Origin of the sequence: Myxococcus sp. RHSTA-1-4 (genome assembly GCF_020037125.1) — a bacterium.
In the GTDB taxonomy this organism is placed as follows: Bacteria; Myxococcota; Myxococcia; order Myxococcales; family Myxococcaceae; genus Myxococcus.
Genome location: NZ_JAIQDG010000001.1, coordinates 20,291 through 41,738 on the forward strand (window position 1 = coordinate 20,291; position 21,448 = coordinate 41,738).

Annotated in this window: 21 protein-coding genes; 9 read left to right on the plus strand and 12 right to left on the minus strand. The window is 71.7% G+C overall.

Annotated features, from left to right (window positions below):
- Window positions 1-52 precede the first annotated feature (52 nt).
- A complete protein-coding gene (locus K8638_RS00055) occupies window positions 53-580 on the minus strand; it encodes a porin family protein (RefSeq protein WP_223752294.1) in 528 nt (175 codons plus the stop codon).
- Between the two features lie 199 nt (window positions 581-779).
- Entirely contained in the window at window positions 780-1,817 is a 1,038-nt protein-coding gene (locus K8638_RS00060; RefSeq protein ID WP_223752295.1) for a hypothetical protein, read from the minus strand.
- Between the two features lie 105 nt (window positions 1,818-1,922).
- Between K8638_RS00060 and K8638_RS00065 the strand changes: the two genes are divergently transcribed.
- Window positions 1,923-2,813 (plus strand): DUF2058 family protein, encoded by an 891-nt coding sequence (locus K8638_RS00065; RefSeq protein WP_223752296.1) that lies wholly within the window; start codon window positions 1,923-1,925, stop codon window positions 2,811-2,813.
- Window positions 2,814-3,103: 290 nt separating this feature from the next.
- Window positions 3,104-3,865, plus strand: a complete 762-nt coding sequence (locus tag K8638_RS00070; protein ID WP_223752297.1) for an SDR family NAD(P)-dependent oxidoreductase — start codon at window positions 3,104-3,106, stop codon at window positions 3,863-3,865.
- Between the two features lie 110 nt (window positions 3,866-3,975).
- Here K8638_RS00070 and K8638_RS00075 read toward each other — a convergent pair whose 3' ends face one another.
- Window positions 3,976-5,181: a methyl-accepting chemotaxis protein gene (locus K8638_RS00075; RefSeq protein WP_370643889.1), complete on the minus strand. Its 1,206-nt coding sequence runs from the start codon at window positions 5,179-5,181 to the stop codon at window positions 3,976-3,978.
- Window positions 5,182-5,470: 289 nt separating this feature from the next.
- Here K8638_RS00075 and K8638_RS00080 point away from each other — a divergent pair, with 289 nt between their 5' ends.
- Window positions 5,471-6,073, plus strand: coding sequence for a hypothetical protein (locus tag K8638_RS00080; protein WP_223752298.1), 603 nt, complete (start codon window positions 5,471-5,473; stop codon window positions 6,071-6,073).
- 3 nt (window positions 6,074-6,076) lie between these two features.
- Here K8638_RS00080 and K8638_RS00085 read toward each other — a convergent pair whose 3' ends face one another.
- A complete protein-coding gene (locus K8638_RS00085) occupies window positions 6,077-6,823 on the minus strand; it encodes a PP2C family serine/threonine-protein phosphatase (protein WP_223752299.1) in 747 nt (248 codons plus the stop codon).
- A 391-nt stretch (window positions 6,824-7,214) separates the two neighbouring features.
- Here K8638_RS00085 and K8638_RS00090 point away from each other — a divergent pair, with 391 nt between their 5' ends.
- On the plus strand, window positions 7,215-8,072 hold the full coding sequence (locus K8638_RS00090; RefSeq protein WP_223752300.1) for a hypothetical protein: 858 nt from the start codon (window positions 7,215-7,217) through the stop codon (window positions 8,070-8,072).
- A gap of 10 nt (window positions 8,073-8,082) precedes the next feature.
- Here the strand turns inward: K8638_RS00090 and K8638_RS00095 are convergent, their stop codons facing one another.
- From K8638_RS00095 to K8638_RS00105, 3 genes are all read right to left on the minus strand, one after another.
- Window positions 8,083-9,381 (minus strand): choice-of-anchor X domain-containing protein, encoded by a 1,299-nt coding sequence (locus K8638_RS00095; RefSeq protein WP_223752301.1) that lies wholly within the window; start codon window positions 9,379-9,381, stop codon window positions 8,083-8,085.
- A gap of 21 nt (window positions 9,382-9,402) precedes the next feature.
- Window positions 9,403-10,287, minus strand: coding sequence for a hypothetical protein (locus K8638_RS00100; protein ID WP_223752302.1), 885 nt, complete (start codon window positions 10,285-10,287; stop codon window positions 9,403-9,405).
- A gap of 168 nt (window positions 10,288-10,455) precedes the next feature.
- On the minus strand, window positions 10,456-11,574 hold the full coding sequence (locus K8638_RS00105) for an aminotransferase class I/II-fold pyridoxal phosphate-dependent enzyme (protein ID WP_223752303.1): 1,119 nt from the start codon (window positions 11,572-11,574) through the stop codon (window positions 10,456-10,458).
- 172 nt (window positions 11,575-11,746) lie between these two features.
- Between K8638_RS00105 and K8638_RS00110 the strand changes: the two genes are divergently transcribed.
- Together K8638_RS00110 and K8638_RS00115 are read left to right on the plus strand one after the other, a co-directional pair.
- Window positions 11,747-12,220 (plus strand): peroxiredoxin, encoded by a 474-nt coding sequence (locus K8638_RS00110; protein ID WP_223752304.1) that lies wholly within the window; start codon window positions 11,747-11,749, stop codon window positions 12,218-12,220.
- 61 nt (window positions 12,221-12,281) lie between these two features.
- A complete protein-coding gene (locus K8638_RS00115; RefSeq protein ID WP_223752305.1) occupies window positions 12,282-13,328 on the plus strand; it encodes an SDR family oxidoreductase in 1,047 nt (348 codons plus the stop codon).
- A gap of 15 nt (window positions 13,329-13,343) precedes the next feature.
- Here K8638_RS00115 and K8638_RS00120 read toward each other — a convergent pair whose 3' ends face one another.
- Complete coding sequence (locus K8638_RS00120) at window positions 13,344-14,453, minus strand: MJ1255/VC2487 family glycosyltransferase (RefSeq protein ID WP_223752306.1); 1,110 nt, start codon at window positions 14,451-14,453, stop codon at window positions 13,344-13,346.
- Window positions 14,454-14,521: 68 nt separating this feature from the next.
- Between K8638_RS00120 and K8638_RS00125 the strand changes: the two genes are divergently transcribed.
- A complete protein-coding gene (locus tag K8638_RS00125; RefSeq protein ID WP_223752307.1) occupies window positions 14,522-14,842 on the plus strand; it encodes a hypothetical protein in 321 nt (106 codons plus the stop codon).
- A gap of 142 nt (window positions 14,843-14,984) precedes the next feature.
- Complete coding sequence (locus K8638_RS00130) at window positions 14,985-15,890, plus strand: LysR family transcriptional regulator (protein ID WP_223752308.1); 906 nt, start codon at window positions 14,985-14,987, stop codon at window positions 15,888-15,890.
- Between the two features lie 18 nt (window positions 15,891-15,908).
- Here the strand turns inward: K8638_RS00130 and rsmB are convergent, their stop codons facing one another.
- Genes rsmB through K8638_RS00150 form a run of 4 tightly spaced genes read right to left on the minus strand, consistent with a single transcriptional unit; the run spans window position 15,909 to window position 19,738 of the window.
- Window positions 15,909-17,225, minus strand: a complete 1,317-nt coding sequence (rsmB, locus tag K8638_RS00135; RefSeq protein WP_223752309.1) for a 16S rRNA (cytosine(967)-C(5))-methyltransferase RsmB — start codon at window positions 17,223-17,225, stop codon at window positions 15,909-15,911.
- Window positions 17,222-18,142 (minus strand): type II 3-dehydroquinate dehydratase, encoded by a 921-nt coding sequence (locus K8638_RS00140; RefSeq protein WP_223752310.1) that lies wholly within the window; start codon window positions 18,140-18,142, stop codon window positions 17,222-17,224. The genes rsmB and K8638_RS00140 overlap by 4 nt, the downstream gene beginning before the upstream one ends.
- A 42-nt stretch (window positions 18,143-18,184) precedes the next feature.
- A complete protein-coding gene (gene fmt / locus K8638_RS00145) occupies window positions 18,185-19,126 on the minus strand; it encodes a methionyl-tRNA formyltransferase (RefSeq protein WP_223752311.1) in 942 nt (313 codons plus the stop codon).
- Between the two features lie 30 nt (window positions 19,127-19,156).
- Window positions 19,157-19,738, minus strand: coding sequence for a signal protein (locus tag K8638_RS00150; RefSeq protein WP_223752312.1), 582 nt, complete (start codon window positions 19,736-19,738; stop codon window positions 19,157-19,159).
- A gap of 109 nt (window positions 19,739-19,847) precedes the next feature.
- On the opposite strand from K8638_RS00150, the gene K8638_RS00155 reads away from it, so the two are divergent.
- Entirely contained in the window at window positions 19,848-21,443 is a 1,596-nt protein-coding gene (locus K8638_RS00155; RefSeq protein WP_223752313.1) for a HEAT repeat domain-containing protein, read from the plus strand.
- Window positions 21,444-21,448 lie beyond the last annotated feature (5 nt).

Below are 21,448 nucleotides of genomic sequence, written 5' to 3' on the forward strand. Positions count from 1 at the left end.
CAAATTTTCTTCCAACAGGCCGGTGCCGGGCTGTAGCGGAAGGGTCCGGGCGCTACAGACGGAAGCCCAGCCCCAGATACCCTGAGGTCATAGATTGCCGTTCACCCGAGAACGGATCCCCATCCGCGGAGAAGTTCTGGTAGCGGGCCTCGGCGGAGAGGAAGAGCTGACGCCCCAGCTCCACCCCCACCCCGCCGCATAGCTCCGCGCCCACCTGGAGCGTGCGCGAGGCGGCGGCGTCCTGCTTCTCGTGGGCCAACAGCAGGCTGGCCCCCGCGCCCAGGTAGGGCCGGATGCGCCGGGGGCCCGCCGGGGTGATGCGGATGGACATGGGGGTGGCCTCGGTGCGCAGGCGGCTGGACGCCATGTGCCCGCCCACCTCCACCACGGAGAGCTCCCTGCGGTAGCCCCAGGCCACGCCCGCGCTGTAGCCCGACTCGCGCGTCCCATCGGTGTCCTTCAGGACGTACGCCCCCACCGGCGCGACGGTGACGCCCAGGTCGCGCAGGGGCGGCTCGGCGTGCGCCACGGAGGCGGACAGGGCGGTGAGGAGGGGGGCGAATACGGTGAGGCGCGGCATGGCCCCCGCTTGAGCAAGGGGCACGCCACGCAGGAAAAGCCAGGAACATCCAGGACTTGCGGGCGACGTCCGGGCACCCTGTCCCGGGCGCCCGGGCGGGGCCGTCAGGGCAGGCGAGCGGCCCGGGGCGCCTTCGGGCCGGCCTCCCTGACACGCGGGCCAGGGGCGCGGCGCACCCGGTGGCCCGGCCTGCCGTGGCTCAGTTGCCCTCTTCGTCCTCGGGCTCGGGGGGCGCGTCCCCGCCGGCCTTGTCCTTGTCGGCGCCCTCGGGCTTCTTGCGCTCGATGCCGAAGGCGTCCAGCGCGTCCGCGATGCCCTGGGGCTTGTCGGCGTCGGGGAGGAAGCTCTCCGGCGGCTGGAGCTTCGGGTCCTGCCCCAGCTCGGTGAGGGCGGATTCCAGCGTCAGGCGCAGCTCGGCGGCCTCGGGCGTCTTCTCCGCGGGCACGCCGATGCGGCCATCCAGCCGGGCCTTGAGGACCACGGAGGTGGCGGCGTCCACCAGCACCTCGCCGTCCAGCGAGCGCGGCACGCGGTGGGCGAAGAAGTTGGCGCGGCGGCGGGTCGTCTCGTCGGCGCCGCCCTTCGGCTCGATGAGCCTGGGCAGCGCGCGGGTGGAGGCGTTCTCCAGCGCGGGGCCGAGCGTCACGGCGTAGCGCCAGGCGGTGCGGCCCTCGTGGGTGACGGTGCCCTGGGGGGTGAGCTTGATGCGTCCCTGGAAGAGGGCGTCGAAGTCGCGGATGGCGCCGGTCAGCTCCGTGCGGGTGCGCTCGGCCATGCCACGGTCGCGGAGGCGCTGGCGGAAGGGGCCGTAGCGGTTGCGGGCGAACACCTGGCCGCCCACGCGCATGACCTCCAGGCCCTGGTCCCTCGAGTTCTCCAGCACGCCGTGGAAGTCACCGCTGACGCCGCCGGGGCCGGCGCGGAAGGTGCGCGTCTCGGTGAGCTTCACGGGGTTGGCGTCCGCGGAGGTCCACTCATAGGAGAGGGTGGACTGGAAGCGGTGGGGCCCCAGCCGCTCGGTCACCTCGGCGGCGTCCATGCCCAGGATGCGGCGGGCCACCTGGGGGTTGTCCGCCACGTCCTCGGGGGGCAGCTTCTCCTTGGCGGACGCCACCACCTTGGGCGGGTCCTCGGGCGAGAAGATGCGTGCCTTGGCCGCCTTGTCGACCGGGTCGGAGCAGCCCGCGGCGGCGAGTGCCAGGGCCAGGGTGACGGCGGACTTCTTCATACGGCTCACGCTTCCTCCAGGACGGTACGGCGGGGCCGGCAAGTTACGTGGGCCATACAGGTGCGGCAAGCTGCGGCTTGCGTGCGGCCGTGCAAGGGATAGAACGCCCAACTCATGCAGAACCTGCGCGACAAGTTGTTGAAGGCGGGCCTCGTCACCGAGGAACAGGCCAAGAAGGTGGAGACGAAGGCCAGCCAGGCGGAAGCCCGGCGCCCCGCTCCACAGGAGGGCGGCCGTCCAGGCGGAAACCGTTCCGCCCCTTCCCGTGACGAGAACCGGACACAAGGGGGCCCGCCGCACCGCGAGGGCGGCGGCCGTGAAGGCGGACGGCGTGACGGCGGTGGCCGTCCCGGCGGCCCGGGCGGTGGTGGACGCTTCGGCCCGGGCGGCGGTGGCCGTCCGGGTGGCGGCGCGCCGCGCTATGGCGGGGGTCCCCAGCAGGGACGCCCGGCCGCGCCCGAGCGGTCCATTCCCAAGCTGCCGCCCCTGCCGGGCTCCAAGGCGTACCAGCGCGCGGAGTCCAAGAAGCAGGTGGAGCTGGACCGGGCCCTGCGGGAGCTGGTGCTCGGCGCCCAGGTGCCCGTCGAGCCGGGTGAGACGGCGTTCTACTTCATGACCCGCAAGGGCAAGCTGCGGCGGCTGGAGCTGAGCCCGGCGCAGGCGAAGCAGCTCGAGGACGGCGAGCTCGGCGTGGTGGAGCGGCCGGAGCCCGCGCAGATTGAGCACTCGCTGGTGCCCGCGGCGGCGGCGGAGCAGATGTACGCGCTGTCGAAGAAGGCGGTGCGCTTCCTCAACCGCAAGGAGAACCCCGTCGGCTTCATGAACGACGAGGAGCTCAAGGCGCAGCAGGCGGCGGAGGCCGCCGGCACCGCGCCGGAGCTGCCCGACGAGCCCGAGGCCGAGGAGGGCTCCGCTGAGGGCGAGGGCGCCGCGGAAGCCGCGCCCTCCGAGGACACCTCCGGGCAGACGCCCGAGGGTGGCGGCTCCAGCGTCGGAAACGGCTGACCCGTGCGCCGCCACCCTCCCCCGCCGGATGGAGGAGGGTGACGGCCTCAGCCGCCCCGCGCCTCCCCTCCCCTGCCCGCATCGGGGAGGGAGCTGCCCCCGGTCCTTCTGATACCTGGCGTGAGGGGCTCCGGAGGGGGCCCGCAACCCTTCGCCGAAGCGGGGGTTGCATCGGCGGGCGCGTCCGTCCCTCCGAGCCCCCCGCCACGCTGGCGCCCACCTCCTGAGGGCCTTCTCGGCGCGAGCCGGCGTTGATGCCGAAATCAATCGCTGACGCTACGCTCGCGCCCATGACGACGACCCAGAAGTCGGTGGTGGTGACGGGCGCGAGCCGGGGTATCGGCCGCGCCGTGGCGCTGTCCTTCGCCCGCGAGGGCTACAACGTCTGGGCGCTGGCGCGCTCAACGGAGGCGCTGGAGTCGCTCCGGAGCGAGGGCGGCGAGCGCATCCGCCCCCACGCGGTGGACGTGGCGGACGAGGCGGCCCTGCTGTCCGTCTGTAGAACCATCCTCGCGGACGGTGCGCCGCGCGTGCTGGTGAACAACGCGGGCATCACCGTCTCCGCGCCGCTGAACAAGACGCGCACGGAGGACCTGGCGCGGGTGATGGCCGTCAACGTGACGGCGCCCTTCATCCTCTGCCGCGAGCTGATGCCCGCCATGGCCCAGGCCGGCGGCGGCCGAGTCATCAACATCGGCTCCATGGCCGCGGTGCGCGGGGTGAAGTACACGTCGGCGTACTGCGCGTCCAAGCACGCGCTGCTGGGACTGACGCGTGCACTGGCGGCGGAGTACGCGAAGAAGAACATCACGGTGAACATCGTGAACCCGGGCTGGGTGGAGACGGACATGTTCACCGGGGCGACGTCCGCCATCTCCAAGTCCACGGGCCGCACCGAGGAGCAGGCGCGCGAGGCGCTCGCGTCCATGAACGCCATGGGCCGCATCATCCAGCCGGAGGAAGTGGCCGCGCTGTGCGTCTTCCTCGCGTCGGACGCCGCGGGAGGCATCACCGGCTCCGCCTACGCCATCGACGGCGGCGAGCTGGGCTGAGCCTCACTCCATTGGCCGCCCTGCCCGTGTCCACGGCGGGGCGTGTGGCACTCCGGGATTCGCATCACCGCGCTCCCAGCCGTGAGCCGCTCCGCCCTCCCCCACGCCGCTCAGAGCCGGTAGCGGTCGACGATGGAGATCAGCTCCTGCGAGGCGGTGGAGAGCTGGATGGCGGCCTGGTCGCTGGCGGCCATGCGGTCCACAATCTGGTCCGCCAGGTCGGCCATGGAGCTGAGCGCGGCGAACAGCTCCGCGATGCCGGCGTCCTGCTGGCTGACGGCGTCGGAGATGGCGCGCACCGTCTGGCCATTGGTCTGGATGATGGCGGCCAGCGAGCGCAGGCTCTCCCCCGCGGCGCGCACCTGCTCCAGCCCGCCCTCCACCTCGCGCGCACCGCCCTCGCTGGTGCGCACCACGTCGGAGATGGCCCGGCTGATGTCGCCCAGAATCGACTGCACCCGCGTGGTGGCACCCGCGGACTGGTCCGCCAGCGAGCGCATCTCCCGCGCCACCACCGCGAAGGAACGGCCCGCGTCGCCGCTGCGGGCCGCCTCGATGGAGGCGTTGAGGGCCAGCACGTTGGACTGGTCCGCCAGGTCCTTCACCGTGCGGGTGATGTCACCCACCTGCCGCGTGCGGTGGTGCAGCTCGGAGATGGTGCGGCCAATCTGCTCCACGTGCGAGCGGATGTGGGTGAGCCCGCCCACGCTGCCGGACACCGCGGCCTCGCCCGCCTGACCGAACGCGCTGGCGCGCTCCGCCTCGCGCTGGATGGCCTCCACCCGCTTCGCCGCCGCCCGGGACGCCTCCTGGAGCTGCTGCGCCGCGAGCTGCGTCTCGTGCAGCGCCACCGCCTGCTGGGACACCGCCTCGTTCTGCACCGACGCGGACTCGGTGAGCTGCGTGGACGCGGACTCGAGCTGCTCGGCCGAGTGGCGCAGCGCCATCAGCGTCGAGCGAAGCTGGAACACCAGCTCCGAGAAGGTGGCGGCGAGCTGGCCAATCTCGTCCTGCGAGCGCAGCGCCGAGCCCGCCTCCAGCGCGCCCCGGAAGTCGCCCTCGGCCACCATGCGGGCCGTCGCGGCGGTGAGCTGGCGCAAAGGCGACGTCAGCCGGCGCACCATCAGGAAGACGACGGCCCCCGCTCCCAGCGCGAGCACGCTGTTCAGGAGCACCACCCACATCACGGAACGGAACGTGACTGACTCCGACCCGGAGCCGAACACGACGCCCGTGAGGGTGGCGCTCACGGCGGTGAGGACGAGGATGACCAGGGTGGTGGCCGCGGACAAGCGCGCGGCAAGGCTGTGCGTCATTCGCTGCGAAGCCGGACGAGATGGGTGGGGGGACCCCAGGGGATTCCCAGACTACTCCGATAACAGCGTCATGTAGAGAGGAGAACGTGGATCATCTCCCTCGCGGAAAGTGGTGCGCGGGGTGGCGGAAATGACTCGTGAGACGCGGAGCGACTCGTGGAGTCGCCCGCCCGCACACGAGGTGCCAGGGTGGCTCGGACGCGGGGGCTCCGCCGCTTTCGCCATGCGCGCGACAGTGCGCGGGCCGGCGCCTTGACGGCCCCGGAGCCGCCGCGCTTCGGTTCCACCCATGCGCCCGTCCTCCGCCCTCGCTTCCGTGCTGGCCGTGCTCGCCCTCGCGCCCACCGCGTCGCGGGCCGAGGAGGCGGTGGGTGAGGCCCGGGCAACGTCGGAGGTCCCCTTCACGACGCGCAACTTCGGCAACCTGCGGGTGGGAGGCTCCACGGCCAACGGCAACGGCCGGCCGGAGCTGTGCCTGGAGTTGTCGCCGGTGTCCTTCCTCTCCTTGGAGGGCTGCGGCACGGGCAGCGGCCTCCTCCATGGGGACCCGGAGCCGGAGGTGGCGCACTTCCGGACGAAGCTGCGGCTGGTGTCCTTCGACAAGGAGGGCTGGGGCACCCTCCAGCCCTTCCTGGCCGCGGGGTTCGCCGAGGCACAGGTGGGCAGGGATGACCCGGGCTTCCAGTTCACCGGCACGGACGCGCGGCGCGTGGCCACGACGGGGCCGGAGATGGGGCTGGGGCTTCGCTTCCTGCGGCCCCTGGCCTCCGGCTTCGAGCTGGTGGGCGACCTCAACCTGGGGATGGCGTGGCTGCCATATGGACCGGACCTGGTGGAGCCCGTGGACACGTGGCTGCCCTCGGCCAGCCTCTCCTTCGGCGTGGGCTTCTAGGCCTCACGCCTCCGGCGGGACGCGCAGCACCACCGCGGTGATGTTGTCCTTGCCACCGGCCTCGTACGCATCCGCGACGAGCGCGTCGCAGGCCTCGCGCGCGCTGGACAGCGTCAGGCGCCGCATCAGCCCCTCGTGGCCCAGCGGCTCATAGAGCCCGTCCGAGCACAGCAGGAACACGTCTCCGGGCTCCGTGCGCAGCCGCTGCACGGTGGGCTCCGCGTTGTCGGTGCCCAGCGCGCGGGTGATGAGGTGCCGCCAGCTCCCCGCCCCGCCCGGCGGCGTCATGCCGGCGTCACGCAGCTCCTCGATGAGCGAGTGGTCCCTCGTCAGCGGCTCCAGCTTCCCCGCGCGCAGCCGGTACAGCCGGCTGTCCCCCACGTGGGCCACGGCGGCGCCGTGCTCGCTCACCGCGAGGGCCACCACCGTGGACGCCATCTCCTTCAAGCGCCCCACGCGCTGCGCCTGCAGGTTGCGCTGCGCCAGCGCCGAGCACGCGGACAGCAGGTTCTCCTCACGGCTGCGCGCCGGGTCCGGCACCGTGGGCCACGTCGAGTCCCGGTCCTGTTCCAGCCTCAGGCCGAAGCCCGCGAAGGTGTCCACCACACAACGGCTGGCGACCTCTCCACCCTCTTGTCCGCCCAGCCCATCCGCCACGACGAACAGCCCCAGTTCCGGCAGGACGCAGAACGCGTCCTCGTTGTGCTGCCGCCGGCCGATGTGACTCTGTCCCGCGCTGTCCAATCTCATTGACTGCCTCCTCGGGCCTCTCCCCAGCAAGCGTGAGGCCAGCGCCCTCTCCCCCGGTGGGCACAGGGAACGGATACTCCCGTTCGGGGGCTCCCTGGAGTGTGAGTGCCACAGGACCCCGACATCCGCGCCCCACCCCGTCCGGTGGCCGACGCTGCGAGCGCGCTCCATCCACCAACGCACCCCTCAAACGTGGGGTAGCCACCACACACGCTGTGACTCCGGGGGCCTCCAGTCCCCGGAAAACGTGTACGCGCACCTCGGTGGGGACCGGGCGCGGGAGGCTCATGCCCACACGGGGAGGGGACGCGGCGGAGGCGCCCTCGCAACTTTTCCGGTGACGGAGCGACAATCCCGATGCGGCCACCCGTGTGTGCCGCACGGGGTGCTCATGTCCTCCATCCGCCGCATCATCTCAGGCCTCTCCAGCTCCATCTCCCGCGCACGGCTCGACGTGGAAGCGGAGCCCGTGACGCCGCTCACCCCGCGCGAGCCGCTGCAGCCCATCGCGCCGGTGCGGCGCGGCTTCGCGGACCAGAGTGACTTCCAGGCGGAGGTGGACGACCTGGACACCTCGCTCGCCGCGCACGCGCCCCACCTGGAGGGGATGTCCGCGCCGGGCGAGGCGGCGGGAGCGCCCGCGCCCGAGCAGCTCCGCGTGTTCTCCGGTGAGAGCTCGTTCGAGAGCGCCTTCGAGTCCTCGAGGCCGCGCTACGCGCAGCTCCTGGGCTCGCAGCTTCCGTCGTCGCTGGGCGCGCCCTCGGAGTCCGCGGGCGGCGTGGGCGCGCTCTCCGGGCGCCGTGGCGCGGGTGGCGTCCAGGGCATGGACGACCTGCTCTCCGCCGAGACGGCGGCGTGGGAGCTTCAGAACCTGGACACCTCCACGGCCAGCGTGGTGGAGCCGGAGGACCTGCTCTTCATGCTGGACCCGCCCGGCTCCGCGGCCGCGTCCGCGCCCGTGGTGGAGCTGGGACTCGAGGACGTCTTCGAGGTGGACGGCCACGGCGCGCCCGCCCTGGACTCGCCCGAGCTGCTGGACCCGGCCGTGAGGCCCGCGGGCCCGGACGAGTTCCTCGCGGACACGGACGACCTGGGCTCGCTGGTGCCGGAGGAGCCCTCCACGGGTGACGCGGCCCTGACCGGCGTGGAGGCGGACCTCCAGGCCCAGCCCTCCGTGATTGTGGACCTGGGAGCGGCGGCCCCGGGCGAGCCCGTGGCGAAGCCCCCCTCGGACACGTTCGAGGGCTGAGCCCCGCGGCCTACGGCTTCTTCTCCTCGGCGGCGATGGCGTCGAGCTGCGCCTGGGCCTCGTCGACGTCGGCGGTGAGCTGCCGCTGGTAGCGCGAGCGCTCCTCGCTCTGCCACTCCGCGGAGGAGAAGACGGAGGCCGCGTACTCGTTCGTGGTGTGGACGTAGCCGCGCAGGCTGGCCATCAGCTCGCGGTCGGGGTCTCCCTGCTCCTTGAGGAGGAAGCCCTCCACGTCACGCAGCTTCAGCGGGAAGGTGGGCACCTCGTCCACGATGAGCTTGCCGAAGATGGTGAGCTTCACCTCTTGCGGGCCCTCCTTCAGCTCCTCGTTGAAGGACACGTGCGCGAAGGGCACGCCGCTCTCGTCGTCCACGCGGCCCGCCACCACATAGCGGCCCGCCTTCCGGACGAGGACTCCGAGGTAGAGCTGGAGCGAGCCCGCCTCCAGCACCTCGCGCACCCTGCCGGTGAACAGCGCCGGAGGTGACGGGGTGTAGAGGATGTCGAAGAAGGCGGAGCCCTCCGCCTTGCCCGAGCGCACGCGCAGGCTCACCCGCAGCGTGCCGGAGGACATCGGGAAGCCCTGCTTCGACGGCTGGAAGCGCCCCGTATAGGTGCCGTCGCCCGCCTGCGCATCACCCTCCGCGCCGGTGTCCATGAAGCTCAGCGGCGCCGGGGACTCCGCCTTGCCGCCCGTCATGTACTCCGCCTCGTGCGCGGAGGCGGTCATCACCTCGCAGGGCCTCGGCATGCGCTGCGCGTCCTCGCAGCTCACGAAGAAGTGCACCGTCTCGTCACCCACGACGAAGACGCGGTCCTGCTTCAGCCGCAGCTGCACGTCCGGGTTGTCCCGGCTCAGCGGGCGCGTGCGCTCCGGCTCGGCCATGTCCATCTGGTCCGGCTGCTCGCGGCTGGGGCGCGACTCGGGCGGGTAGCGCGTGGCGGCAAGGTAGTTGTCCAGCGTGCGCTTCGCCCGCTCCAGACGCTGCTCCCACAACCTGCGCCGGGCCTCGCGCTCCAGCTCCTGGGGCGTGCGCGCGGGCACCGGCCCGGTGGCCGCCAGCACGGCGCCCGGCCCGGGCGACGCCCCACCCGGCTCACCCCGGCCCTTGCCGGGTGCTTCTCCTACTGGCGCTCCGGTCCGCGCCAGCTCCAACGTGGAGGACGGCGCGGAGCCCTCCAGGCCGGCGCCGCCCTCTCCTCCCCACCACCATCCCAACAGGCCCAGGGCCGGAAGCAGGAGCGCGACGGCCCACCAGGCGCGGTGGGAGCGGGAGACGGAGGGAGGGACGGGACCGGTCGGAGTCATGGCGCTTCAGGGGGGCGAGGCTCAGTAGGCGTAGTTCACCACGTCCGCGCGGACCGGGGCGACGATGCCGCCCCAGTTACCGTTGGCGTAGTGATTGTACGACTCGCCGTCATCGCGAAGCTGCACGGTGTGGTAGCTCCACTTCGCGCGGCCGTCGCTGCACGCGGCGGTGCCGGTGTTGAGGGTGCCGCCGCAGAACCAGTCACCCGGGTTGCACTGCGAGCTGCCCGAGCTGCCCGACACGCCACCGGTGGAGTGGTACGACACCGCCTCGTCGTCCTGGCCCGGGAGGATGCCCGAGTACACCGTGCCGCTGGCACCGGCGAACATGTAGAACCAGACGTTGCGGGTGGTGTTGTGGTTGTACAGGGCGCGCGCGTTGGTGGTGACCAGGTCCGTCACCAGCGGCTCGCTCACCGCCCACTCGCCCACGTCGGCCAGCTCGCTGCCGCCGCCCGCGCCGGACGCCACGTCCACCCACTTGATGTTCCAGCCCACCTGCGTGGTGCCGTCCGTGTTGCCACACACGCCGCTGGAGTTGGGCACCGCGTTCTTCTTGTAACGCGCCGTGCCGCCGTACAGCGACAGCGCGTAGCCAATCTGCAGGTTGCCCGCGCTGTGCGCGGCGATGTAGCACCAGTTGTTGCCGGTGCAGAAACAGTCCAGCGCGTCACGGATGCGGTAGTTCTGCCCGCCGATGCGCTGCGTCCCGTTCCAGTTGACGGCCTTCTTGTTGACTCCGGCAGCGGTGCTGGAGGGCCCCCAGTAGCTGAAGTCGTTGTAGTTGCCGGCCTGCGTCGAACCACCGTTACGTCCGTGGATCCACAGCGTGTAGTTGGTCGCGGCAGCTTCCGTGCCCGCCAGCAACGTGGCGGCGGCAACCGCCATACCCAGCAGCTTCTTCATGTGAGCGCCTCCGGCTCCAAGGTGAGGGAATCCCCCGCTCGGAGGGGGACCGGGCAGGGAGGCCCACACTTTAGAGGCCAGGGATGTAAAAGGTCGAGATCACGGAAATCTGGAAGTGGGAGAAAGAACTGACGCAGCGCGTCGCACTCTCGACGCCGGCCGTCGCTGTCAGCGCGTCGCGTTGACGTAGCGCTCCAGGCGACTCAGCGCGTCGGGGAGGTTGGCGCGACCCAGCCCCAGGCGGAAGTGGTTGCCGGGGAAGTCGTAGACGTCGCCGGGCAGGAGCAACACGCCTTCGCGCTCGACCAGGTCCTGGGTGAAGCGGGCCACGGGCGTGTCACGCAACAGGCGCGGGAAGGCCACGCTGCCGGCGCGCGGGCGCACCCAGCGGAAGGTGTCCGCGTGGCGCGCGAAGAAGGCGTCCAGCAGCGCGAGGTTGGAGGCGAGCAGCTCGCGGCTGCGCGCCAGCACCCGCTCCTTCGCGCGCAGGGCGATGAGCGCGAGCACCTCGCTGGGGGCGCTGTTGCAGATGGTGGTGTAGTCCTTGAAGGCCATGCAGCGGCGCAGCACCTCCGCGTCGCGGCAGGCGAGCCACCCCACGCGCAGCCCGGCGAGGCCGAACGCCTTGGACATGACGCCCAGGCTGATGCCGCGAGGGAAGCGCTCGGCGGCGGCGGGCAGCGTGTCACGCGCGTCGTACTCCAGCAGCCGGTATACCTCGTCGGACAGCAGGTGGATGCCGCGCTCCTCGGCCAGGGCGCACAGCGCGTCGAAGGTGGCCCGGTCCGGCAGCGCGCCGGTGGGGTTGTGGGGGAAGTTCACCACGAGCAGGCGGGTGTCCGGCCGCAGCGCGCGGCGCAGGGCGTCCATGTCCAACGCCCAGCCGTCCTCCTCGCGCAGCTCGAGCCGCGTCACGTCCGCGCCCGTGGCGCGCGCCACCTCGTGCAGGGACTGGTAGCCCGGCCATGTGACGATGGCGTGGTCCCCTGGCCCCAGCAGGACGTTCATCAGCACGAAGACGGCCTCCTCGGCGCCCGCGAAGGTGAGCACGTCGTCCTCGGACAGGCCCGGGTAGAGGGCGGCAATCTCCTGTCGCAGGGCGGGCAGGCCCGGCGACTCGGTGTACCCGAGCGTCAGCCCCTCCCAGCGGGCCCGGGCGTCCGGGCCGGCGAGCGCCAGCAGCTCCGCCATCCGCCAGCCCTCGATGTCGGACGAGCACAGCAGGTAGGGCGCGGCGAACTCCCAGCGCGCGAAGTACCGCTCCAGCTTGAAGTCGGGGATGCGCATGCCCCGCCTCTCTGCCTGCTCTGGCGGCGGGCGTCCAGCACCCCATCCAACACTTGCGTGCCCGCGCCGTCCGGGCAGGCGGGCGGCCCCGGGGGACTCGCGGGGGGAGGACGGCGCCGGCCGATGCATAGCTTGAGTCGCGTCCTCCTGAAGCCCACTCGTGGGAGCACGCATGCCGACGCTCGACATCCCCATCAAACTGCTGGACCCGACGGGCGGCTGGGTCAACACCCCGGTCCACGTCTCGGAGCTGGATGAGCTGCCCGTCCTCCTCCACTTCTTCTCCATGAAAGAAGTCCACGCCACCGCGGACTTCGACGACCTCAAGCGCTTCATCGCGGAGTACGGGCCCCGCGGCCTGAAGGTCATCAGCGTGGACGTCACGCACTCCGAGAAGGAGCTGCGCGACACCAACGCGGTGGAGTCCTTCGCGCGCAAGCACGACCTGCGCCACCCCATCGCCGTGGACGACGGCTCCATGGCCCAGGCGTACGGCGTGACGCAGACGCCCGCGTGGCTGGTGTTCGACGCGGACGCCGGCCGGCTGCGCCACCACTTCACCGGCCGCAACGGCGCGCACCACGTGCGGCAGGTGCTGGACCGCTACACCCGGTACGACACCTCCGCCGCGGCCCCGTCGCCCTGAGCACCGGGTTCCAGGTACCGAGCACCGGGGCCCACGGGCCCCGACACACGGAGAGCACCGCATGGCAAATCGCCGCAAGGACAAGAACGCTTCCCGCTTCTCACTCGGGACGCTGGCGGCGGCCGGCGTCGGCGCGGCGCTGGGGCTGCGCAAGGCGCTCCGCTCCCGCTTCCAGTTCTCGGGCCGCACGGTGCTCATCACCGGCGGCTCGCGGGGCCTGGGGCTGGTGATGGCGCGCCTGATGCTGAAGGAAGGGGCGCGGGTCGCCATCTGCGGCCGGGACGAGGCCACGCTGGAGCGGGCGCGCGAGGAGCTGGAGCGCGGCGGTGGCGAGGTGCTGGCCATCCCCTGCGACGTGCGCGAGCAGGTGCAGGTGGAGGCGCTGGTGGCCGCCGTGCACGAGCGCTGGGGCGCGGTGGACGTCCTCATCAACAACGCGGGCGTCATCCAGGTGGGCCCGCTGGAGTCGATGACGCTGGAGGACTTCCGCGAGTCGGTGGACACGCACCTGTGGGCGCCGCTGTACACCACGCTGGCGGTGCTGCCGGAGATGAAGCGGCGCGGTCAGGGCCGCATCGTCAACATCGCCTCCGTGGGCGGCAAGGTGAGCATTCCGCACCTGCTGCCGTACGCGGCGAGCAAGTTCGCGCTGGTGGGGCTGTCGGACGGGATGCGCGCCGAGCTGCGGCAGGACGGCATCCTGGTGACGACGGTGTGCCCGGGGCTGATGCGCACGGGCAGCCCGCGCAACGCGTACTTCAAGGGCAACCACGAGGCGGAGTACGCGTGGTTCTCCGTGGGCGACTCGCTGCCCCTGATGTCGATGAACGCCGAGGTGGCGGCGCGGAAGATTCTCGACGCCTGCCGGCGCGGGGACGCGGAGGCGCTGGTGGGGCTGCCCGCGAAGCTGGCCGCGGTGGGCCGGGCGCTGGCGCCCAACCTGATGGCGGGCCTCACCGCCTTCGTCAACCGCAACCTGCCCCAGGACAGCAGCCCGGACCGCGCCCGGGGCAGCGAGAGCGAGACGCCGCTCTCCCAGTCGTGGCTGACGGAGCTGACCCGCCGCGCCGCCGAGCGCAACAACGAGAACGAGGTGCCCATCCACTGACACCCCGGGCCCGGCTCACCCCTTCTCGGCCATCTCCGCCCGCTCCATGGCCCAGTGGCCGCGGTGCTCGTAGGCCAGGGCCAGCTGCTCGCGCAGGGCGGCAATCATCTGCGTGTTGCCGTCCTGCTCGTAGCCCTTGAGCGCCTCCTGGCAGCGGGGCACGCGCTGGAGGAACTCCTTCAGCGCGTCCACGGACAGCTCCTTCACGTACATCCCGTACCCCAGCTTCTCCAGGTACAGGGCGTTGATGATCTGCTCGAACTGGCCCACCAGCGGCACGCTCAGCATCGGCTTGCGCAGGTACACCGCCTCGCTCATCAGCGTGTAGCCGCCGCTGGCCACCACGCCGCGCGCGGTGCGCAAATCGTCGATGAAGCCCTTCTCGCTGAAGGGCCGGTACGTGAGGTTGCCGTCCACCAGGTCCTCGGTGAGGTCCCGGCGCAGCCCGTACACGCGGCAGGGAATGCCCGCGGCCTTGAGGATGTCCGGCAGCGCGGTGTTCGTCGTGGACGTCTGGTACACGAGCAGGTGCTCGCCCGGCTCCGGCTTCGCCTCCAGGATTTCCGGCCGCAGAATCGACGGCGCCAGCGTGGTGCGCCGCTTGCGCACCGGCGGGTAGAAGAACGTGGTGATGAGGTAGTGGAAGGCCCCCGGCAGCTTCGCCTTCACAATCGCCCGCGACGTCTCGAAGCTGTCCTCGTACCCGGCCAGCAACTCCGGCGCGTGCTGGCAGCGGTTGATGATCTGCATGTTGTCCACGCTGATGACCGGCAGCCGGTGGTTCTTCGCGAACAGGTAGCTGAACGTCTCGAAGTCGCTGACCACCACGTCCGGGCGGAACTCGTCCACCAGGTCGAAGTACTGGCGGACGTTCTGCGGCCAGCCCTTCACGGCGCCCGAGAGGTTCTGGAGCACCGTCTGCCACTTCTTCACCGAGTTGCCCTCGTACGCCAGCGTCAGGCCCCAGATGCCGTGCACGTTCTGGAAGCGCTTCTTGAGGTAGTCCTGGGCCCGCCCGGAGACGACGATGTGGACCTCGTGCTCCTTCGTCAGTTCCTCGAGCAGCACGCGCGAGCGCGTCGCATGGCCCATGCCTTCACCGACGACACCGTAGAGGATTCTCATGGCCCGGGAGCATACGCGCCCCCGCCCGCCCCGTTGAGCCCACCGGCCCCCACGGCTATACCGCGCCCATGTCCTCCGCCCCGGAGCCCCGCCCCACCCGGCGCCCGTCCCTCGGCCGCTCCGCCGCGCTGGGGCTGTGCGGTGGCCTGCTCCTGGGCGGGCTCGGCCTGCTGGCCGCCGGCCTGCGCTCCCTCTTCGGCGCGGTGGACTGCGCCGGCCTCTCCGGCCCCGAGTGCGAACTGCTCCAGACGGCCACCCGCGAGGTGGGCCGCATGCAGACGCTCAGCGGAGGGGCCCTCACCGCCCTCGGCGCCGCCCTCTTCGTCCTCCTCCGCCCGAAGGCCCCCGCGCCACCCGAGGACCCGGGCGCTCCCTCCGCCAGCCCCTGATGACGCGGGGCGCGGGAATCCCCTCCCCGCTCCGCTGAACGGCCGGGCAGACCCCGGGGGGGTAAGGTCATTTCGCGGCGCGAGGTAGGTGAGCTAATTAACTCTGGCCTAATCGTTGGGTTTGGGGGTAGGAGACGGCCTTATGCAGCTCGAATCCTTGAAGATGTTTTGCGACGTCGTGGAGACGGGTTCGTTCTCCAGGGCGGCTCAGCTCAATCACGTCACCCAGTCCGCGGTGAGCCAGCAGATTCGCGCACTGGAGAACCGGTACGAGCAGAAGCTCTTGTCCCGCAGCGCGCGGCAGGTGACGCCGACGCCCGCGGGCGAGCGGCTGTTCCGTGGGTGCAAGGAAATCCTCGCCCGCTTCGCGGAGGTGGAGCAGGAGATTCGCGAGCAGGCCGCGGAGGTGGCCGGCACCAGCACGGTGTCCACCATCTACTCGGTGGGTCTGCACGAGCTGAACACCGTGCAGAAGCAGCTCCTGAAGACGCACCCCAAGGTGAACATGCGCCTGAACTACCGGCGCAACGACCAGGTGTACGACGACGTGATTCTCGGCGCGGCGGAGATTGGCATCGTCGCCTACCCGCAGCCGCGCGCGGGCGTGGACATCCTCCCGTTCCGCGACGACAAGCTGGCCGTCGTCTGCGCGCCCAACCACCCCTTCGCCACCAAGCAGAAGGTGAGCCTCACCGCGCTGTCCGGCGTGCCCTTCATCGCCTTCGACCGCGAGGCGCCCACGCGCAAGGCGCTGGACAGGCTCTTCCGCGAGAAGAACATCGACATCAACCCGGTGATGGAGATGGACAACGTGGAGACCATCAAGCGGGCGGTGGAGATGGGCCTGGGCGTGGCCATCCTCCCCATGGCCACGGCGCAGGGCGAGGTGAAGGGCGGCTCGCTGGTGGCCAAGCCCTTCGCGGAAGGGCCCGTGTCGCGTCCCATCGGCCTGCTCATCCGCAAGGGCAAGTACCTGGACCGCGCGTCCGCCGCGGTGCTGGAGGCCTTCAAGGCCGCCGCCGCCCAGCCGGTAACCGACGAAGGCTGAGCGAGCGGCACCCGGGCGTCAGTAGAGCTTCCGGAGGCGCGCGGCGAAGAACCCGTCGAAGCCCTCCGGACCCGGCAGCGTGCGCAGGTACGCCTGGGTCAGCGGCAGCTTGAGCCCCGGGAGCACCGGGGGCTCCGCCGTCCACTCCGGGTGGCTTCGCAGGAACATCTCCACCTGGTCCTGCGCCTCCTGCGGCTCCACCGTGCACACCGCGTACACCAGCAGCCCGCCGGCGGGCACCGCCTCCTGGCAGTTCTCCAGAATCCGCCGCTGCAGCAGCGCCAGCCGGGAGAGGTCCTCCTCCTTGCGGCGGTAGCGCAGCTCCGGGTGGCGGCGCAGCGTGCCCAGCCCGGAGCACGGCGCGTCCACCAGGATGGCGTGGAACTCGCCCCAGGCCTCCGGGAAGGGCTCCGCGGCGTCGTGCGCGTACGCCTTCAGCCGCCCGGAGAGGCCCAGGCGCTTCGCCTCGGACTCGATTTTGCGAATCTTGTTGGCGTGGAGGTCCACCGCCACCACGTCGTGCTCCTGCGCCAGGTGGCAGGCCTTGCCGCCCGGGGCGGCGCACGCGTCCAACACGCGCGCCGTCTCCGGAATGGCGCCGTAGACGCCCACGAGCTGGGCGGCCTCGTCCTGCACCTGCCACAGCCCCTCCGCGTACCCGTAGACGTCCTCCACCCGGCCCACGGACGGCAGGATGATGCCCACGGGGGACACCGGCGTGGCCTTCGCGTCCACGCCCGCTTCCTGGAGCTGGGTGAGCAGCGCGTCGCGCGTCACCTTCGCGGTGTTGGCGCGAATCACCACCGCCGGGGCCTGGTTGTCCGCCGCCAGCATGGCCTCGGCGCGCTCGCGGCCGAACTGGCGCAGCCAGCGCTCCACCAGCCAGCGCGGGTGGCTCTCACGCACGGACAGGTGCTCCACCACGTCCGAGGCCGGAGGCAGCGGCGGCGCGGGCAGGTCCGCCAGCTTGCGGAGGATGGCGTTGGTGAAGCCGGCCGCGCGGGCCAGCCCCACCTCCTTCAGCGCCTGCACCGTCTCCGCCACCGCCGCGCGCGCGGGCACGCGGGTGTGGAAGATTTGATAGGCGCCGATGCGCAGCGCGGCCAGCACCTTGTCTTCCAGCGAGTCCAGCTTGCGGTCCGCGAAGCGGGAGATGGCGTAGTCCAGCGCGAGCTGCCGGCGCGTGGCGCCGTAGGCCAGCTCGGTGACGAGCGCCGCGTCGCGCGAGTCCTTCGGCGGAGACTCGGACAGGAGCGTGTCCAGCACCACGTTGAGGTACGCGTCCGTGGCTCGGACACGCGAGAGGACCTGGATGGCGAGTGCGCGCGCGTTCATTCGTCCAGCCGGGTCAGCATGTCCACGAGCTGCTCATCCGAGAGCCGCGACGCGGGAAGGGTGGAGAGGGTGAGTCCCTGGAGGCTCTCCTCCAGCAGCTCGCGGTGGCCGCTCTCCGCGGGAGCGCCGCGCTGCACGGCCTGCCACTGCGTGCGTGCCCAGGCGGCCAGCTCGGCCGGGGTCATCTTCCCGGACAGCCGGTCGGAAATCTTGCGCCGCACCACCGCGCGCGTCAGCAGGTCCGCCGCGGGCGTGAGCGACCTCGAGCCCCGGCCCAGCGTCTTCCCGGAGCGGGCCTCGGGGGCCGCTTCCTTCGAGGCCGCCGCCTTGCGGCCCAGCGTCTTCGTGGAGCCACCGGCCTCCGCGGCGCGGGCCAGGGACTTCGCGGGCGAGGACTTCACCAGCGACAGGGTGGGCGCCGAGGGCTCCTCCTTCCCACGGCCCAGGGACTTCGCGGGCGCGGGCTTGGAGGCGGAGCGCGACTTCTTCGGCCCCGCCGGCTCCGGCGTGAAGACACCGCTGGCGAAGGTCTCCAGCGCCTGGAGGTACGGCTCGAAGCCGCCATGGGTGCCGTGCACCTGGAGGACGCACGCCTCGCCCACCACGGACTCGCGGGCCGGCGGCTTGAGAAGGACTTCAATGGCGGGCAGCCCCACCGCCTCCAGCGCCTCCTTGAGGGGGTACGAGGCGAAGAGCCCCGCGGGGTTGATGAGGATTCCGTCCACCGCCTCGCGCTCGGCGGCGAGCGTGTCCAGCAGCACGCCCTCGTGGTTGGACTGCACCACCTTCAGCTCCAGCCCCAGCTCCTCCGCCCGCTCGTTCAGCGCGGCGTCCAGGTCCGACAGCCTTCCCCCGGAGGTGCCCTCTCGCACGCCCAGCAGGTTGAGGTTCGGCCCGTGCAGCACCAGCAGTTTCATGCCCATCCCGATTCCACTCCCATCAATCCAACAACGCCCGCCCTACTGGCTCGCGCCGAAAGGCTGGCTGCCCGGCGCCAGCTTGTGGCCCGCCAGGAAATCCGTCGCGCTCATCACCCGCTTGCCCTCCGGCTGGAGCTCCAGCAACACGAGCGAGCCCTCGCCGCATGCCACCTCGATGCCGTCGCCACCGGCGGCCAGCACCGTGCCCGGCGCGCCCCTCCCCTGCCCCACCCTCACGCGGTGCACCTTCAGCAGCTTGCCACCCAGCGTGGTGAAGGCCCCGGGCCACGGGGTGAAGGCGCGCAGGCGCCGCTCCAGCACCACCGCGGGCCTCGTGAAGTCCAGCCGCCCCTCGTCCTTCTCGATGATGGGCGCCAGCACCACGCCCTCGGACGGCTGCGGCACGGGCTTCAGCTCCCCGCTGAGGTACTTCGGCAGGGACTCGCGCAGCACCTCGCCCCCGAGCGCGGCCAGCTTCACGTGCAGCGAGGCGCTCGTCTCGTCCGGGGCGATGGGCAGCCGCTTCATGGCCAGCACGGGGCCGGTGTCCAGGCCCTCGTCCATCACCATCAGCGACACCCCCGTCTCCGCGTCACCGTGGGCAATGGCCCACTGAATCGGCGCGGCGCCCCGGAAGCGCGGCAGCAGCGAGGCGTGTACGTTGACGCAGCCCTTCGGCGGCAGCTCCAGGATGTCCTTGGGGAGGATGCGCCCGTACGCCGTCACCACGCAGATGTCCGGGGCGAAGCGGCGCAGCTCCTCGGAGAACGGCGGCGTCTTCAGCTTCACGGGCTGAAGCACGGGCACGCCGCGCGACAGGGCCAGCTCCTTCACCGGCGGCGCGGCCAGCGCGTTGCCACGGCCCTTGGGCTTGTCCGGCTGGGTGACGACGGCCACGACTTCGCCGAGGTCGAAGCAGGCGGCGAGCGAGGACACGGCGAACTCCGGCGTGCCCATGAAGATGATGCGAGGTCGGCTCATAGGGATAGCGCTTCTCCTGCTCCGGGCGGCTCAGGCCACCGACTTGAAGGTGCCGCCGGTGGGGTTGTCCACCGCCTGACGCTTGCGGGTGTACAGGGCGGACAGCGTCTCCAGCGCGGCGCGAGACTCCGGGGTGGTGGCCACGGGCTTCAGGGCCGCCATCGCGGACTCCAGGGCGTGGGCCTCGTCCGCCTCGCGCTGGCGGATGCGGTCGAACGCCTCGCTGAAGCGCTCGAAGAAGCGCTTCAGCTCGTCCCCTTTGCGGAGGGGGCGCAGCCGCGGGTAGCGCCCGGCCGCCAGCGCCGCGACGTAGAGACTCATGACGTGGACGGGCCCGGCGACACGGTGCGTGAAGAGGAGGCCGAACAGGCCCAGCGCCACGGCCGCGCCCGCCGTGCCCAGGCCGGTGAGCCACAGCAGCGTCTCGCCGCCGTCCACCCCCGAGGCCACCGCGGTCACGTGGACGCGGTGCGCCAGGACTCCGAACAGCCCGATGCTGCCCGCGCCGATGCCGGCCAGCAGCAGGATGTATTTGAGCTGGAACTCCCGGTCGAGGATGTAGGTCCGGCGGGTGTGGGCGGGACGTGTTGCCTTCTGAACGTCTTCGGACATGGGCATGTCGTTGACCAGCGTACCCCAGGTGACCTGGGTGGTTTGCTTCCTTCGTCACGAGAGGTTTACACGGAAGACAGGACAACCCCGCAGACGCCAAGGAGACCGCATGTCCCGCTCTCTCGTAGCGTTGTGTGCCGCACTCATGTTGCTGTCGCAGGCCGGGTGTAAGGGTGATTCGACGACGCCGGAGTACTGGGAGTCGAGCATCCAGCAGTCTCGCCGGGCGGAGGACCGGGTCCGCATGGTGGAGGCGCTGCGGACGTCGGGGAAGATGAACGCATCCTTCCTGCCGATGCTGCACGAGAAGCTCGCCTCCGAGAAGAAGCCGGAGGTACGGGCGGCGCTGGCCCGGGCGCTGGGAGATTTGAAGCACCCCTCCTCGGTGGAGCCGCTGAAGGCGGCGCTGGACCCGGCCGCCGGGGACATGTCCTCGCAGCTCGCCAACAAGGCGATGGTGACGACGCTGGGGGCCATCGGGGACGTGAGCGCGGTGCCGGCGCTGGTCCCGCTGCTGCGCGCGAAGGACAACTACACGCGCATCGAGGCCGTCCAGGTGCTGGGGGCGATGAAGGCGAAGGAGGCGGTGGAGCCGCTCATCGCGCTGGCCACGGACGAGAGCGTGGAGCCCTTCCTCAACAAGAAGGCCATCGAGGCGCTGGGCCATATCGGCGACCCGCGCGCGGCGCCGGCGCTCGTGCGGATGCTGACGAAGGAGCGCAAGGGCAAGTCGTTCTACGTGGAGAGCTCGTTCGCGCTGTTCCAATTGGGCCAGCCCGCGGCGGACGCGCTGCTGCCCGCGCTGGAGGGCAAGGACCAGGAGCTGCTGAAGTGGGCGCAGGCCAACGGCGTCAACCCCGCCAGCTACGCGATGAAGGCGGCGACGGTGCTGGGCGACCTGCGCGAGAAGCGCGCGGTGGGGGCGCTCTTGAAGCAGCTCTCCTTCACGCACTCGGACCCGCAGATTCAGGCGCTGGTGAGGATGCAGGCCGCGGACGCGCTGGCGCGCATGCGGGCGACGGAGGCGGTGAAGCCGCTGGCGGGGCTGGTGGCGGAGACGGACCCCACGGTGCGCGACGCGTACGTGCGCGCCCTGTCGCGGCTGGGCGGGCGTGACGCGCTGCCGGCGCTGGAGAAGGCCGCGGCCACGGGCGACTGGTACTCGCGCGAGCTGGCGGTGAAGGGCCTGGCCATGCTGGGCGACGCGCGCGAGGCGCCGCTGATGCAGAAGCTGGCGGCGGCCGAGCCGGCGAAGACGGCGGCCGACTGCAAGGCCACGGGCGAGGAGGGCTGCGAGGACGTGGCGAAGCTGGGCAAGCAGCGGGCGGAGGAGATTGCGAAGTACGCGAAGCTGCTGGAGGCGGCGCAGGCGTGCACGGGCAACGCGGGCTGCTGGGTGCAGCGGATGGAGAAGGCGGACCCGCTGCTCCTGGAGCGGGCGGCGCTGGAGGTGGGGCGCTCGGGCTCGGCGGAGCACGCGGCGGCGCTGGCCGCGCGGATGGGCGAGCGGAACACCGATGCGCGCATGGCAATCATCCTCGGCGTGGGCTGGCTGCTGGAGGACTCGCGGGACGCCGCGAAGAAGGTGAAGGAAGCGTCGCTGCCCGCGCTCCGGAAGCAGCTCCAGGAGGAGCAGGGAATGACCCAGTTCGCCAGCGTGAACGAGGACCTGCGCCGGCTGGTGATGCGCATCGACCGGACTTGAGCGCG